This is a genomic window from Agrobacterium sp. CCNWLW155, assembly GCF_036888815.1.
GTDB classification, from domain to species: domain Bacteria; phylum Pseudomonadota; class Alphaproteobacteria; order Rhizobiales; family Rhizobiaceae; genus Agrobacterium; species Agrobacterium radiobacter.
The window spans coordinates 531879-546462 of sequence record NZ_JBAKFW010000001.1 but is presented as its reverse complement, the minus strand read 5'-3'; the positions used below and the strand labels follow the sequence as shown (position 1 = coordinate 546462).

Annotated in this window: 12 protein-coding genes; 2 read left to right on the top strand and 10 right to left on the bottom strand. The window is 60.1% G+C overall.

Annotated elements, in window-relative coordinates; translation table 11 throughout:
- Positions 1-6: 6 nt before the first annotated feature.
- Together V6S97_RS02735 and cysG are read right to left on the bottom strand one after the other, a co-directional pair.
- On the bottom strand, positions 7-321 hold the full coding sequence (locus V6S97_RS02735; protein ID WP_003502661.1) for a DUF2849 domain-containing protein: 315 nt from the start codon (positions 319-321) through the stop codon (positions 7-9).
- Positions 314-1777 carry a siroheme synthase CysG gene (gene cysG, locus V6S97_RS02730; RefSeq protein ID WP_003502659.1) on the bottom strand — a complete coding sequence of 488 codons (1464 nt, stop codon included), beginning with the start codon at positions 1775-1777 and terminating at the stop codon, positions 314-316. The genes V6S97_RS02735 and cysG overlap by 8 nt, the downstream gene beginning before the upstream one ends.
- 218 nt (positions 1778-1995) lie before the next feature.
- Between cysG and V6S97_RS02725 the strand changes: the two genes are divergently transcribed.
- Together V6S97_RS02725 and mazG are read left to right on the top strand one after the other, a co-directional pair.
- Positions 1996-2628 carry a deaminase gene (locus tag V6S97_RS02725; protein ID WP_373427964.1) on the top strand — a complete coding sequence of 211 codons (633 nt, stop codon included), beginning with the start codon at positions 1996-1998 and terminating at the stop codon, positions 2626-2628.
- Positions 2629-2694: 66 nt separating this feature from the next.
- Positions 2695-3540 carry a nucleoside triphosphate pyrophosphohydrolase gene (gene mazG, locus V6S97_RS02720; RefSeq protein ID WP_099086119.1) on the top strand — a complete coding sequence of 282 codons (846 nt, stop codon included), beginning with the start codon at positions 2695-2697 and terminating at the stop codon, positions 3538-3540.
- Between the two features lie 87 nt (positions 3541-3627).
- On the opposite strand, the gene hflX is transcribed toward mazG, so the two are convergent.
- From hflX to dusB, 8 genes are all read right to left on the bottom strand, one after another.
- Complete coding sequence (gene hflX / locus V6S97_RS02715) at positions 3628-5067, bottom strand: GTPase HflX (RefSeq protein WP_170318977.1); 1440 nt, start codon at positions 5065-5067, stop codon at positions 3628-3630.
- A 91-nt stretch (positions 5068-5158) separates the two neighbouring features.
- Entirely contained in the window at positions 5159-5401 is a 243-nt protein-coding gene (gene hfq / locus V6S97_RS02710; RefSeq protein WP_003496145.1) for an RNA chaperone Hfq, read from the bottom strand.
- A gap of 184 nt (positions 5402-5585) precedes the next feature.
- Positions 5586-6962, bottom strand: coding sequence for a Trk system potassium transporter TrkA (gene trkA / locus V6S97_RS02705; RefSeq protein ID WP_003502654.1), 1377 nt, complete (start codon positions 6960-6962; stop codon positions 5586-5588).
- A 48-nt stretch (positions 6963-7010) separates the two neighbouring features.
- Entirely contained in the window at positions 7011-8375 is a 1365-nt protein-coding gene (ntrX, locus tag V6S97_RS02700) for a nitrogen assimilation response regulator NtrX (RefSeq protein ID WP_003502628.1), read from the bottom strand.
- Complete coding sequence (locus V6S97_RS02695; RefSeq protein ID WP_003502626.1) at positions 8365-10626, bottom strand: sensor histidine kinase NtrY-like; 2262 nt, start codon at positions 10624-10626, stop codon at positions 8365-8367. The genes ntrX and V6S97_RS02695 overlap by 11 nt, the downstream gene beginning before the upstream one ends.
- 150 nt (positions 10627-10776) lie before the next feature.
- Positions 10777-12228, bottom strand: a complete 1452-nt coding sequence (ntrC, locus tag V6S97_RS02690; protein ID WP_020012463.1) for a nitrogen regulation protein NR(I) — start codon at positions 12226-12228, stop codon at positions 10777-10779.
- Entirely contained in the window at positions 12225-13373 is a 1149-nt protein-coding gene (locus V6S97_RS02685) for a two-component system sensor histidine kinase NtrB (RefSeq protein WP_003502622.1), read from the bottom strand. Before V6S97_RS02685 ends, ntrC begins: the two co-directional genes overlap by 4 nt.
- Entirely contained in the window at positions 13370-14386 is a 1017-nt protein-coding gene (gene dusB, locus V6S97_RS02680) for a tRNA dihydrouridine synthase DusB (protein ID WP_334426037.1), read from the bottom strand. The genes V6S97_RS02685 and dusB overlap by 4 nt, the downstream gene beginning before the upstream one ends.
- Between the last annotated feature and the right edge of the window lie 198 nt (positions 14387-14584).

Sequence of the window (14584 nt, the reverse complement as noted above, 5' to 3'; positions counted from 1 at the left end):
TCTTCCTCAGACTGCGATAAATGCTGCATCGGCCGGCTTGAAGCCGTTGGCATAGTGCATGGTCGGGCCGGCGGCGCGAATGCGCTCGCGAAGCCGCGTCGGCCAAAGCTTGCCGTTCTCCTCAATGACATCGACGACATTCACGTCAACGACCTTATTGGCGGAAAAATCGCGCTTGCCGATTTCCTCGAACGAGGCAACAGCCTCCGCATGGCGCGCAACGATCGCGCCCTGCAGGTTCTCCGTCCATTCGCCATTGGCGTCGAGCCAGACGGCGATACCATCGCCGAGGCGGTTGGCGGTCAAAACCTTGTCAGCCATTTGCATACTCCCGTTTGAGGTTCGCTGGCTTTGAGCCAAGCGCAAGCGCCTCGGACCTGTCGAAATTGGCGCCCGCCACCGCATCGCCGATGATGACCATGACCGGACCGGTCAGTTCGTCGCGATCTTCGAGGTCGGGCAGATCGTTCAATGTACCATGCAGCAGGCGGCGATCCGCGCGGCTGGCATTTTCGATGACGGCCACCGTCGTTTCCACGCCGAGCCCCGCCTCTATCAGCCGTGTCGCCACCGAAGCGGCAACGCTGCGGCCCATATAGACGGCGATGGTTGCACCCGAGACGGCGAGACGTGCCCAATCGGGCAAGACATCGCCGGTCAGATCGTGGCCGGTGGTGAAAATCAGCGACGAAGCGACACCGCGCAGCGTCAACGGCAATTCGAAATCCGCAGCGGCGGCGAAGGCGGAAGTGATGCCGGGCACGATCTCGTAGCCGATACCGGCATTGCGCAGCGCCGCCATTTCCTCGCCCGCCCGGCCATAGACCAGCGGATCACCGGATTTGAGGCGCACGACACGCTTGCCGTCCTTGCCGAGACGCACCAGCAGGCGGTTGATTTCGTCCTGCGACTTCGTATGGCAGCCCTTGCGCTTGCCGACGGACAGTCTTTCGGCATCGCGGCGGCCCATATCGACGATCGCCTGCGGCACCAGCGCATCATAAACGATGACGTCGGCCTCCATCAGCACTCGCTGCGCGCGCAGCGTCAACAGGTCTTCAGCACCCGGACCGGCGCCGACAAGCCAGACACGACCTTCGCTGCGTTCGGGCGATTGCAGCAGACGGTCAGCGGCATCGCGGGCGGAAAGCGTATCGCCGAGAGCAACGGCATCCGCGACAGCACCGGAAAAGAACCGCCGCCAGAAATTGCGCCGCAAGGCCCCCTTGGGAACATTCTGCTCGGCGGCGTCACGATATTGGACGGCAAGGCGGGCAAGCTTGCCGAGCGACGGCGACAGCATCTGGTCGATACGCGCGCGGATCATCTGGGCAAGAACCGGCCCTGCCCCTTCGGTGCCAATGGCGATGGCGACGGGCGCGCGGGCGACGAGCGCCGGGGTGAAGAAATCGCAAAATTCCGGCTGGTCCACCGCATTGGCGAGGATTTTCTTAGCGCGCGCAGCCGTAACTATCTCGCGGTCCAGCGCCTCGTCCCCGGTGGCGGCAAAAACCAGCGTCGCGCCTTCGATCAACTGGCTGGAGAAACCCAAAGCCCGATGATCAATGCCGTTCTCGCGGAGATAGCGCACAAAATCCGCTTCCGCCTTGTCGGCATAGGCAATGATATGCGCATTGGTATTGGCGAGAAGCCTCACCTTCGCGAACGCTTCATCACCATTACCGAACACAGCGACCTGCCGTCCCTCAACCCGGAAGAAGGCGGGGAAGGTAGAAAGGCGGTCGCCAGCAGCGGAAAAATCATGTTCGTTGTGCATTGGACATATATCTCGCATTGCGGTGCAAGATTGAAGAAACAGAAATTCAAGCCTTTCCGACACCTGGATTTTTATTTCTCGAAGACCCCGGTTTTGGAGGAAAACAAACCGGTAGCCCTTTTTCGCGCCTGCGCAAGGCCTGAGAATCCACTCAGAATCCCTTGACAAAGCGGGTACCCGCGCCGAACAAGGAGCAACGATTACCCGTCGATTTCTCCATGCGAAGACCGCTTTTCCTTGAGGCGGCACGAAGGATCAGACCCTTGACCAGCCACACCCTCGCCGCCCGCCTTCTCGATGTCATCGAACACGATATTCTGCCCTTGACGGCGCGCGGCGTCAGCCTCGGCAACAAGGTCTTCGGTGCGGCTATCCTACGCAAATCCGATCTGTCGCTGGTGATAGCGGAGACCAATAACGAACTGGAAAACCCGCTCTGGCATGGCGAAGTGCACACGCTGAAGCGGTTTTACGAACTGGGCGAAAAGCCGAACACCAAGGACCTGATTTTTCTTTCCACCCACGAACCCTGCACCATGTGCATGTCCGCCATCACCTGGGCCGGCTTCGACAATTTCTATTCCTTTTTCAGCCATGAGGATTCACGCGACGCTTTCGCAATCCCGCACGATCTGAAAATCCTGAAAGAGGTTTTCGGGCTGGAGCCGGGCGGATATCGCCGAAACAATGCCTTCTGGAACTCGTATTTCATCGCCGATCTGGTGGAGGGCGAAGACGATCCGCTGAAAACCACGCTGAAGGCGCAGACGGCCCGTATCAAGGCCGCCTATGACGATCTTTCCACCAGCTATCAGTCGTCAAAAAGCGGCAACGACATTCCGTTGAATTAGAGCCCTTCCAGGCGGTTTTCCGTCAGGATAATGCGCAAAAAAGCGAAGAACGAAGGTTTGAGACATATGGAAGCCTCGAAGGATATTTCCCGCCTGATCGAGATCATGGAAGCCCTGCGCCAGCCGGAAACCGGTTGCCCGTGGGATGTTGTGCAAACCTTCGAAACGATCAAGCCCTATACCATTGAAGAAGCTTATGAAGTCGCCGACGCCATCGAGCGCAAGGACATGGACGATCTTTGCGAGGAACTGGGCGACCTTCTCTTGCAGGTGGTTTTCCACGCCCGCATTGCCGAGGAACGGGGTGAATTCGCCTTTGGCGACGTGGTTGAGGCTGTCACCTCGAAGATGATCCGCCGCCATCCGCATGTCTTTGCCGTTTCCGAGGCCGATACACCTGACAGCGTCAAGCTGCAATGGGACCGGATCAAGGCCGAGGAAAAGCGCGAGCGGGCTGAGCGCCGCGCGCGACGGGGCATCACCGAGGATTTCAAGGCCGGGTTTCTAGGCGGTGTGCAGCGCAACCAGCCGGCGCTCACCGAGGCCCTGAAGCTGCAGGAACAGGCCGCGCGCGCCGGTTTCGACTGGTCAGATCCCGCTCCCATTCTCGACAAGATCGAGGAGGAAATCGCCGAACTGCGTGAGGCGCTGGCGGATGGAAAGCCTGAGAAGGTTTCGGACGAACTAGGCGATCTGATCTTTGCCCTCGTCAATATTGGCCGGCATGTCAAAGCCGATCCGGAAGATGCGCTGCGCGGCACCAATACGAAATTCCGTAGGCGTTTCAATCACATCGAAACGTCGCTCACCGAAAATGGCGAGACGCTGGAAGAAGCGAGCCTTGAGCGGATGGAAGACCTGTGGCAGGCGGCAAAACGCATCGAGCGCTCGCTCGATACCGTTTCGTCCTAATCAACCGGATATGCCCGAAAAATAGGAGCGCCCGGCGCTCCCGAGACTGGTGACGTGAGGGAAGCTCCGCCATCGTTCTCGAAGCCCTCAGCGCTCCCAGTCCTCGCGTTCGCGGATGGTCACTTTACCAAGCTTGCGCTCCAGCTCGGCGGCCTGCGTTTCCGACAGGCGCACATCGAGCGCCACCGATCCGTCCTCATGGTCTTCACGGGCATCCACGATGGAATTGCTGTAGACCCAGGAAATCAGCGACAGCTGCTCAACGGAAAGCACGACGGTCGTTTCCGTCAGCACACCGGAGAGGCGCTTTGAAATCTCGTCCATCAGGGCATCAACGCCCTCACCCGTGATTGCCGAAACGGCGCGAATATCCGAGCGGCCTTCGGCGCGCTGCATGATGGCGTCATGCGCTTCCGGCTCGAGACGGTCGACCTTGTTCCAGACCTCGATGATGCGCTTTTCGGCCTCCTTCTCGTCAATGCCGAGATCGCCGAGAATACGTAGCACATCCGCAGACTGTGCGGCATTATCCGGATCGGACATGTCGCGCACATGCAGAACGAGATCGGCTTCCAGCACCTCTTCCAGCGTTGCACGGAAGGCGGCGACGAGATGCGTCGGCAGGTCGGAAATAAAACCGACCGTATCGGAAAGGATGACAGTGCGGCCATGCGGCAGCTTCATCCGGCGCAATGTCGGGTCGAGCGTCGCGAACAGCATGTCCTCCGCCAGAACGCCCGCGCCGGTGATGCGGTTGAACAGCGTGGATTTACCGGCATTGGTGTAACCGACCAGCGCCACGATCGGATGCGGCACCTTGCGGCGCTTGGCGCGGTGAAGCTGGCGGGTGCGCACCACCTGCTCCAGCTCCTTTTCGAGCTTTACGATGCGATCCTGCAGCAATCGTCTATCGGCCTCGATCTGAGTTTCACCCGGACCACCCATGAAGCCCGCACCACCGCGCTGGCGCTCAAGGTGGGTCCAGCTTCTGACGAGGCGGCCCTTCTGGTAGTTCAGATGCGCGAGATCAACCTGCAACGTGCCTTCCTTGGTGGAGGCGCGGCGGCCGAAGATTTCAAGGATGAGACCCGTGCGGTCGATAACCTTGGCATTCCACTGCTTTTCGAGATTTCGCTGCTGCACCGGGGTCAGCGGATGATCGACGATCACCAGGCCGGAATCCGTCTCATCGAGCAGATGGCCAATTTCCTCGATCTTGCCGGTACCGAACAATGTCGCCGGGCGCGGCTGGTTCACCGAAACGATGAGACCCTGCGTCACCTCCAGATCGATGGCGAGCGCCAGACCCTTGGCTTCCTCAAGCTTGGCTTCAACGGAGCGGCCGGGAGCGACGGGGCCTGCCGCCGCATCGCGATTTTCGCGCTGCTGCTTGAGGACGGGCACGAGGACAACCGCGCGCATGTCGTCGCGGCGCTTTTCCTGCTCCGGAATGATCGATTCGTTCGAAGTGTCGCGCGTCGAAATGGGCTCAGCCTTATCCAGAAAGAAGATTGCGGCCGACCGCATCCGCGCGGGCGGCCATGGGAATTAACCTGACGGAACGGGAAATGTTCCCGGTCCGGGTCAGTCTATATCGAATATCCGTCGAGGGAGCCGATCAGGCCGCGCCTTCTTCGCTTTCGAACATCTGCATCGGCTGGCCGGGCATGATGGTGGAGATCGCATGCTTGTAGACCAGCTGCGAATGACCGTCACGGCGCAAAAGCACGCAGAAATTGTCGAAGGAGGTGACAACGCCCGTCAGCTTGACGCCGTTGATCAGGAAAATCGTGAGCGAAATCTTCTGCTTACGAACGGTATTGAGGAAGAGATCCTGAAGGTTTTGAGAACGTTCCGCCATAGCGCCGCTTCTTTCTTTTTTGCCGGCAGGGATACCGGAAAATAATCAATCAATAATAAGTCGGCCAAGTCTTGTCCCCCGCTTGGCTGACCTCAAACTCTGGTATCAAATCATGTTCCGTTCCGCAACGGTCAAAACAGCCTGACGGGTACGAGTATTGACCCGCATTTTCGATTCGGGACAGTCAAAAATATTGTATCGAAACACGGAAAAGTTGTTCCACGTCGCGCACCGCATCGGCGGATGCAAAGAGCACGACACGGTCCTTCGCCTTGATTTTCGTGCTGCCGTCAGGACGGATCACCACACCGTCGCGATAGATCGCGCCGATGCGCACGCCTTCGGGCATATCGATGTCGCGGAAGGATTGGCCGACCAGCGGCGATGTCTCCAGCGCCTCCGCCTCGATTACCTCCGCCGAACCGCGTTGGACGGCGTAGACGGAGCGGATGCGACCCTTGCGCACGTGCTGAAGCACACGGGAGATCGTCACGGCCCTGGGGTTGATATAGGCATCGAGCCCCAGAGAACGGGCGACATCGTGGAATGACGTGCTGTTCAAGAGCGCCAGATTCGATTTGCAGCCGAGCTGCTTTGCAATGACGGCGGCCAGAATATTGGTCTGGTCATTGTTGGTGAGCGTTACAATCAGGTCGGCGTCCTGAATATCGGCCTGCATCAGGATTTTCTGATCGAGCGCCGAACCATGCATGACGATGGTGTGGCTCAACTGCTCAGATGCGGCAACCGCCCTGTCGCGGTCCGACTCGATGATCTTCACCCGCGTCTTCGGCTGCATCTCCTCGATCTTGTGCGCGACGAAATGGCCGATATTACCGGCGCCCGCAATCACGATGCGCTGCGCTTCCTGCTCCTCGTGACCGAAGAGGCTTAAGGTACGGCGGGCGTGCTGGCGCTGGCAGATGACATAGGCAAGGTCGCCCACCCGCAACTGTTCCGAAGAATGCGCCACCTTCAGAATACCATCCCGGTAAACGCCAACCACTGTGGCGATAAGGTCGGGAAAGAGGCTGGAGAGTTGCTGCAGCGGTGTGTTGATGACAGGGCAATCTTCCATGCACTCGATGGCCAGCATGTAGATCGTATCTTCCGCGAACCGCACAACGTCGGTTGCGCCCGGAAAAGCGATACGCCGCAGCACCATCTTGCCGACTTCGACTTCCGGAGAAATCGTCACATCGATGGACATGTTCTCGCGGCTGAAGAGATCGGCATATTCCGGCTTCAGATAGCTCTGGTCGCGGATGCGGGCGATCTTGGTCGGCACGCTGAAGAGCGCATGCGCCACCTCACAGGCGACGATATTGATCTCGTCATGCAGCGTAACGGCGATGATCATGTCGGCCTGGTCGGCACCGGCCTTGGCCAGCATGTCGGGATGGGCGCCATGGCCGACATAACCGCGCACGTCCAGCGTCTCGGTTATGGCGGTAATAAGCGGCGCAGCGGTATCGATGACCGATACCTCATTATCCTCCCGCGACAATTGTTCGGCGATGCCGTAACCCACCTGCCCTGCGCCGCAAATGATGACTTTCATGCTGTCTCTCTGACGGAATAATCGGTTACGGCAAAGCGCCTAGATTCCTTATACGCCGAGAGATTTCAGTTTGCGATGCAGCGCCGACCGTTCCATGCCGACAAATTCCGCCGTGCGCGAAATATTGCCGCCGAAGCGGTTGATCTGGGCCATCAGGTAGTCCCGCTCGAACATTTCACGCGCTTCGCGCAGCGGCAGGGTCATGATGTGCTGATCGCCCTGCGCCGAAATCTTCGGCAGCATGTCGCCAATATCCGCCGGCAGCATGTCGGCCGAGATCGGCGCTTCGCCGCCTTCGGGACGTGCCAGAATCATCAGCCGCTCGATATTGTTGCGGAGCTGGCGGATGTTGCCCGGCCAGTCATGGGTCTGGAGAACGGCCATGGCGTCATCCCCGATCTTGCGCGGACGGATGCCAGCCTGTTCGGAAATCTGCCGCATGAACATGTCGACGAGGAAGGGGATATCTTCGCGGCGCTCGGAAAGCGCCGGCACCTTCACCGGCACCACGGCGAGACGGTGGTAAAGATCCTCGCGGAATTGGCCTTCGGCGATCAGGCTTTCGAGATGGTGGGCGGTCGAGGAAATGATGCGCACATCCACCTTCACCCGCTTGCCGCCGCCGACACGCTCGAATTGCTGGTCGACCAGCACGCGCAGGATCTTGTTCTGCGTTTCGCGTGGCATTTCGCCGACTTCATCGAGATAAAGAACGCCGCGATGGGCTTCTTCCAAGGCGCCTACCTTGCGTGGCTGTCCGGGCAGGCCTTCCGTGCCGAAAAGCGCGATTTCCATGCGGTCGGGCGTGATCGTCGCGGCATTGAGCGCCACGAAAGGTCCTGTAGCGCGCGAGGATTTCTTGTGCACCATGCGCGCCACCAGTTCCTTGCCGGAACCGGAGGGGCCAAGGATCATGATGCGGCTGTTGGTGGGAGCCACCCTGTCAATGGTCTGGCGAAGCTGCGACACGGCAAGTGACGCACCGACGAGTTCAACCGCGTCACCGGTGCGTTTCTTGAGTTCCTGAACCTCGCGCTTCAGCTTGGAGTTTTCCAGCGCCCGCTCGGCGATCAGGATCAGCCGGTCGGCTTTGAACGGCTTTTCGATAAAGTCGAAAGCGCCACGCTTGATGGCGTTGACGGCGGTTTCGATATTGCCGTGACCGGAAATCATGACGACAGGAATTTCGGGATGGCGGCTCTTGATTTCGTCCAGCAGCGCCAGACCGTCGAGCTTCGAACCCTGCATCCAGATATCGAGAAAGATCAGGCGCGGCACCCGTTCCGAAATGGCGGCCAGCGCGCTGTCGCTGTCGAACGCCATGCGGGTCTCGTGTCCCTCGTCGGAAAGAATGCCCGCTACGATTTCGCGAATGTCCGCCTCGTCATCCACGACCAGAATATCAGACGCCATATGCTGCTTCCTTGTTATTTTCGCTGCCGACCGCCTCGATATAGGGCAGCAGCACTCGGATCATGGCGCCATGGCCATGGTCGAATTCGGCCGGGGCATCATGGAGCTCCAGATACCCGCCATGTTCTTCGATGATTTTCTTGACGATGGCGAGGCCGAGGCCTGTGCCCTTGTCCCGCATCGTCATATAGGGTTCGAGAATGCGGTGACGGTTCTCGACGGGAAGGCCGCGGCCATTGTCGATGATGTCAGCCACGAAACGGGAATTGGCCTCGTCGAAGGAGGCGCGCACCAGGATTTTACCCGGACGCTTTTCGCCTTCCACCGCCTCGATGGCTTCCGTCGCATTCTTGATGAGATTGCCGAACGCCTGTCCCAGCATGCGGGCATCGAACATGCCCTCCAGGGGAATGTCGCCCAGCTCCGTTGAGAACTTCGTGTCGGCGGCGCTGATTTCGCGCAGGAACGCCGCGTCCTTCAAAATCGAACGCAGGTCCGATTTTTCCTTCGTCGGTTTGGGCATACGCGCAAAAGCGGAGAATTCATCCACCATCCGGCCGATATCACCGACCTGCCGGACGATGGTGTCCGTACACTGGTCGAAAATGGCGCGGTCGCTCTCATCGATCTGCTTGCCGAAACGGCGCTTGATGCGCTCGGCAGAAAGCTGGATCGGCGTCAGCGGGTTCTTGATCTCGTGGGCGATGCGCCGCGCGACGTCCGACCATGCGGTGGAGCGTTGGGCGATGACGAGATCGGTGATGTCGTCGAGCGTGATGACGTAGCTGTCGCGGCTGTCGCGGGCGTCCTCGCGGGTCACCTGCACATTGAGGGTACGCTCCTTGCCGCGCCGCATGATATTGATCTGCTTGCGGAAGTTGCCGCGCGACCAGGTGTTGGCCTCGGTCACGACCTCTTCGATTTCAGGCGCAATTTCCGACAGTTGCGCACCGATCAACTGGTCGGAAGAAAGCGCCACGAATTCTTCTGCCGAAGGATTGACGATGGTGATCTTGCGGTTCTCGTCAACGCCGATGACGGCGGCTGTAACGCCCGACAGCACCGCCTCGATGAAGCGGCGACGATCGTCGATATCGTCTTTCGCCTCGATGATCTGCTCCTGCTGGCTGCGCAGTTCCGAGACCATCTTGTTGAAGGTGCGCGACAGACGCCCGACGTCGCCATCAACGGCGCGAACGGGCACCAGCACATGCATGTTGCCGGTGGCGACACTGTCTGCGGCGCTGATGAGAAGCCGGATCGGGCGCACGATACGGTCGGCGACCGCGATCGCCGTCCAGATCGCCGCCAGAAGCACGATCAGCGCAAAACCGAGATAGAGGATCGCAAAGGCGATCTGCAGCGGCGCACGGCCTGCCTCCATCGCCTTGTATTCGGCGCGGTTCTCTTCCATCAGCCGCATTGCGCCCATGACCTTGGGATCGACGGCGCGTACCGTGTAAAGGAAGGTTCCGCTAATGCCTTCGAGCTTGATAATCGCGCCAACGAGGTTGGTGATGCCAGGCGGGATCAGCGTCGGCTGACCGGCGGCGGCCTTTTCAAGCGCGTCATGCGGAATGGCGGGAAGCGGTTTTTCCGTCTTGATATCGGCCTGCGCGACGGCGTCGCCGTCTTCCTGCACCAGAAACGCGCCAAGCAGGCCGCGTCCCTTGGCCTGACGGGTCATGAGATCAACGAAGCCGGTGCGGTCTAGATAAAAAAGCGCGCGGTTGCGGTCGAGATCGGTGGCCATCGACAGGGTCTGGCCCTGAAGATAACCGGCATTTTCCATCATATAGGCCTGGGCGATGTTGCTGGAGGAATCGACGATCGACTGCGTGCGCAGCGAAAACCAGCGGTCGAGACCGACATTCAGCGTCAGGCTGGCGAAGATGGCGACAAGCACGGCGGGCGTGATCGCCACGATGGAGAAAAGCACGACGATGCGCACGTGCAGACGCGCTGCCGCCCTGCCCTTTTTCCGAGCTTTTAGCAGGCGGTTGATTTCGCGGCCGATCAGAAAGATCAGGCCGATCACGAAGATAGAATTGATGACGACGGAAGCGATGACGACGTTGGATGTCGGCGCAATCGGGGTCACGCCGAGCAGCACGAAGAGGGTAATGATGGCGCAGACGAGGGCGACGCCGGCGAGCACCAGCCCCGGCAGAGCGAAAGACATCCTGCGATCGGCAACCACCATGCCCGCTGCTTCGTCAGCAACGGCGTTTTCGGCGGCGGGTTTCCGCATCAACTACTCCCAATCGCTGGCCAGCCAGCACCACATTCCTGAAGTCAGGCAAGATTCACCGCAGTTCGACGAATCTCTCTCCCTCCTAGTGTTTTCCAAGCAACACAATGTGGCGAAAATGCAACGACAGATGCGGCCTTGTCAACATTCTCAGCTGGGGCGGGAGCTGCGATACACGGAAACTCCAAGCTCGCGGATTTTCTTGCGTAGCGTATTGCGGTTGAGGCCAAGAAGATCAGCAGCCTTGATCTGGTTGCCGCGTGTCGCCGTCAAGGCGGCGAGAATCAGCGGATATTCCAGTTCGCGCAGCACGCGGTCGTAAAGACCCGGCGGCGGCAGGCCATCGCCGAAGCTTGCGAAATAATCCCGCATGTTTTCCTCGACCGCCTGCGAAATGGTGAGCGAGCCGGTACGGACCGCCATCTTGTCGAGCGGGCTGTCCGGGACATCCGACTGCAATTCCTGCTCGATGATCTCGCGGGTGATGACTTCCTGCGGATAAAGCGCCATCAGCCGGCGGATCAGGTTTTCCAGCTCGCGCACGTTGCCCGGCCAGGCATAGGCCTTCATGACCTCCAGCGCCTCGGTCTCGAAACGCTTGCCTTCCAACCCTTCCTTTTCACCCTGCTGGATGAAATGGCGCACGAGATCGGGAATATCCTCGGCACGGTCGCGCAGCGGCGGCAGGCGCAGCGGCACGACGTTCAGGCGATAATAGAGGTCTTCGCGGAAGAGACCCTGATTGATCGACTGCTTCAAATCCTTGTTGGTGGCGGCGACGATGCGGACATCGGTGCGGATCGGCGTGCGTCCGCCGACGGTCGTATATTCACCCTGCTGCAAGACGCGCAGCAGGCGCGTCTGGGCGTCCATCGGCATGTCGCCGATTTCATCGAGGAACAGCGTGCCACCCTCGGCCTGTTCGAAACGGCCGGTCGAGCGGTTCTGCGCGCCGGTGAAGGCGCCCTTCTCATGGCCGAACAGTTCGGATTCGATCAGATCGCGCGGGATTGCCGCCATGTTGATGGCGACGAAGGGACCATTGCGGCGCTTGCCGTAATCATGCAGCGCCCGCGCCACCAGCTCCTTGCCGGTGCCGGATTCGCCGGTGATCATCAGCGTCAGGTCGGTCTGCATCAGGCGGGCGAGAACGCGGTAGATTTCCTGCATCGCCGCGGAACGGCCAACGAGCGGCATGCCGTCCTGCATGTCGTCATCAAGCTTGGCCGGCTTGCGCTTCGGCTCAGACAGGGCGCGGCCGATGATCGCGATCAGTTCCGTCAGGTCGAAGGGCTTCGGCAGATAGTCGTAAGCGCCTTTTTCCGAGGCCTTGATGGCGGTCATGAAGGTGTTCTGCGCGCTCATGACGAGAACCGGCAGATCCGGACGGGCCTTCTTGATGCGCGGCAGAAGGTCGAAGGCGTTTTCATCCGGCATCACGACATCGGTCACGACAAGATCGCCCTCGCCCGCCGAAACCCAGCGCCAGAGCGTTGCGGCGTTGGAGGTGATGCGCACGTCGTAACCGGCGCGGCTCAGCGCCTGGTTCAGAACGGTGCGGATTGCGGCATCATCATCGGCGACGAGGATCGTAGCTGTCATAGGTCATTTCCTGTCGTGTTCGGCAAGGTGATGTCGTCGAGCGCCACTTCCGGAGAGACGGGCATCAATACGCGGAAAGTCGTGCGATGGTTCTGGCTGTCGCATTCGACAATGCCGCCATGGGCGCCGATGAGTTTGGCGACAAGCGCCAGGCCCAGGCCCGAACCATTCGTCTTGGTGGTGATGAAGGGGTCGAAGAGATGCGGCAGCAGATCGGCCGGAACGCCCGGGCCATTGTCATGCACGCAGAATTCGAGCGGCAGCGAGATGCGCTCGCGGCTGCCGGCGACGGAAAGCCGCATGCCGGGACGGTAGGCGGTGGTCAGCAATATCTCGCCATCCGACTGGTTGCCCACGGCTTCCGCCGCATTCTTCACCAGATTGAGGAAGACCTGAACCAGCTGGTCGCGATTGGCATAGACCGGCGGCAGCGACGGGTCATAGTTCTCGGAAATCTTGATGTTGCGGGCAAAACCGGCCTTGGCGATTGCCTTCACATGATCGAGCACGGAATGGATGTTGACCGGTACGCGATCCACCGGCCGCTCGTCGGAAAACACCTCCATGCGGTCGACCAGCGAAACGATGCGGTCAGTCTCATCGCAGATCAGCCGCGTCAGCGCCCGGTCCTCATCGGCAACCGATGTCTCCAGAAGCTGGGCAGCGCCGCGAATGCCTGACAGCGGGTTCTTGATCTCATGCGCGAGCATCGAGGCAAGGCCGGTGACGGAACGGGCAGCCGCGCGATGGGTCAATTGCCGGTCGATCTTGTCCGCCATCGACCGCTCCTGAAAGACGACGACAACCGAACCCGGCTCGCTGACAACGGGCGCCACATAGAGATCGACGAGCTTGTCCTGTCCAAGCCGTGGCGAACTCAGATCGACGCGATATTCATTGACCGGCGCGCGGCGCTCCCGCACCTGATCGATCAACGCCAGAAGCGGGCTGCCGAAGGGAATGAATGTGGAAACGCGGTAGCGGGCAAGATGGGAGGCGCTTGCTCCGAAAAAGGCTTCGGCTTCCCAATTGGCGAATGCAATGAAACCTTCGGCATCCACCAGAATGACGGGGTTCTGCACCGCGTTCAGAACCGCCATGGCGAGCGGGTTTGCATCTGCCGGGCTGTGTTTGTCAGCGCTCATGCGGCCTTCCTTGCGGCGTCTTCGCCCGCATTTGCGCAAAGTGCGGAGCGCAGCAGATCGGCCACCTCCACCGTGTCACGCGATGTCATGATTTGAGCCTTGTCTGGCGTGGCGATCTCTGGCGCGAAACGGTCGAGATACCAGCCCAGATGTTTGCGGGCATGCCGGAGACCGGCTTCCATTCCGTAAAATTCCAGCATCATTTCGTAATGCTCGATGGCAATGGCGGGAATATCGTCGCGGTGCGGCGCTGCATGTCCGGCGAGCACTGCCGGCAGCCAGGGTTGTCCCTGTGCGCCGCGCCCGACCATGACGGCATCCGCACCCGAACGGCGCAAGATTTCGCGCGCATCTTCGGCCGTCTCCACATCTCCATTGGCGATGAGAGGGACGGAAATCACCTCGCGCACGGCGCGGATGGCGTTCCAGTCCGCTCGTCCCTCGTAAAACTGCATGCGGGTGCGCCCGTGAATGGTGATGAGCTGAACACCTGCCGCCTCGGCGCGGCGGGCGATATCAGGCGCATTGATGGTGTTTTCGTCCCAGCCGAGCCGCATCTTCAGCGTCACAGGCACGTCGACCGCATTGACCGTCGCCTCGATCAGCGAGAGCGCATGATCGGGATCGCGCATCAGCGCCGAGCCGGAATAACCGCCCGTTACCTTCTTGGCCGGGCATCCCATATTGATATCGATGATGCCGGCGCCGTTATCGGCCGCGATCTTCGCCGCCTCGGCCATGAAATGCGCCTCACGCCCGGCAAGCTGCACCATATGCGGAACCATGCCGGCATTTTTCAGCCGCGCCCAGGATTCCCCCCTGTTAGCGACGAGCTCGCGGCTTGCGACCATCTCCGTCACGACGAGACCCGCACCATAACGCCAGGCAAGCTGCCGAAACGGCAAATCCGTCACGCCCGACATGGGCGCCAGCACGGCACGATTACGGATCGTAACTGAGCCGATGCTGAACGGTTCTGACAACTCCGGAAGATGCAATTGATGATCTTTCATGCAGAAGGGTTATTTGCATTATTTTTAGACAGTGTTTGCGCGGTTGCCAAGCACTTTTAGAGGGTTGCACCTTTTATTTGCTGGGCGACTGCCTGCCTGTTTTGCTGTCGGCAGCAATTTGTGCAGGTTCAAAGGCCAATGACGATCGATCCTGCGTCATGCAGGGGCGAATGCGCGTCTTATCAGGCTGGCCATCCG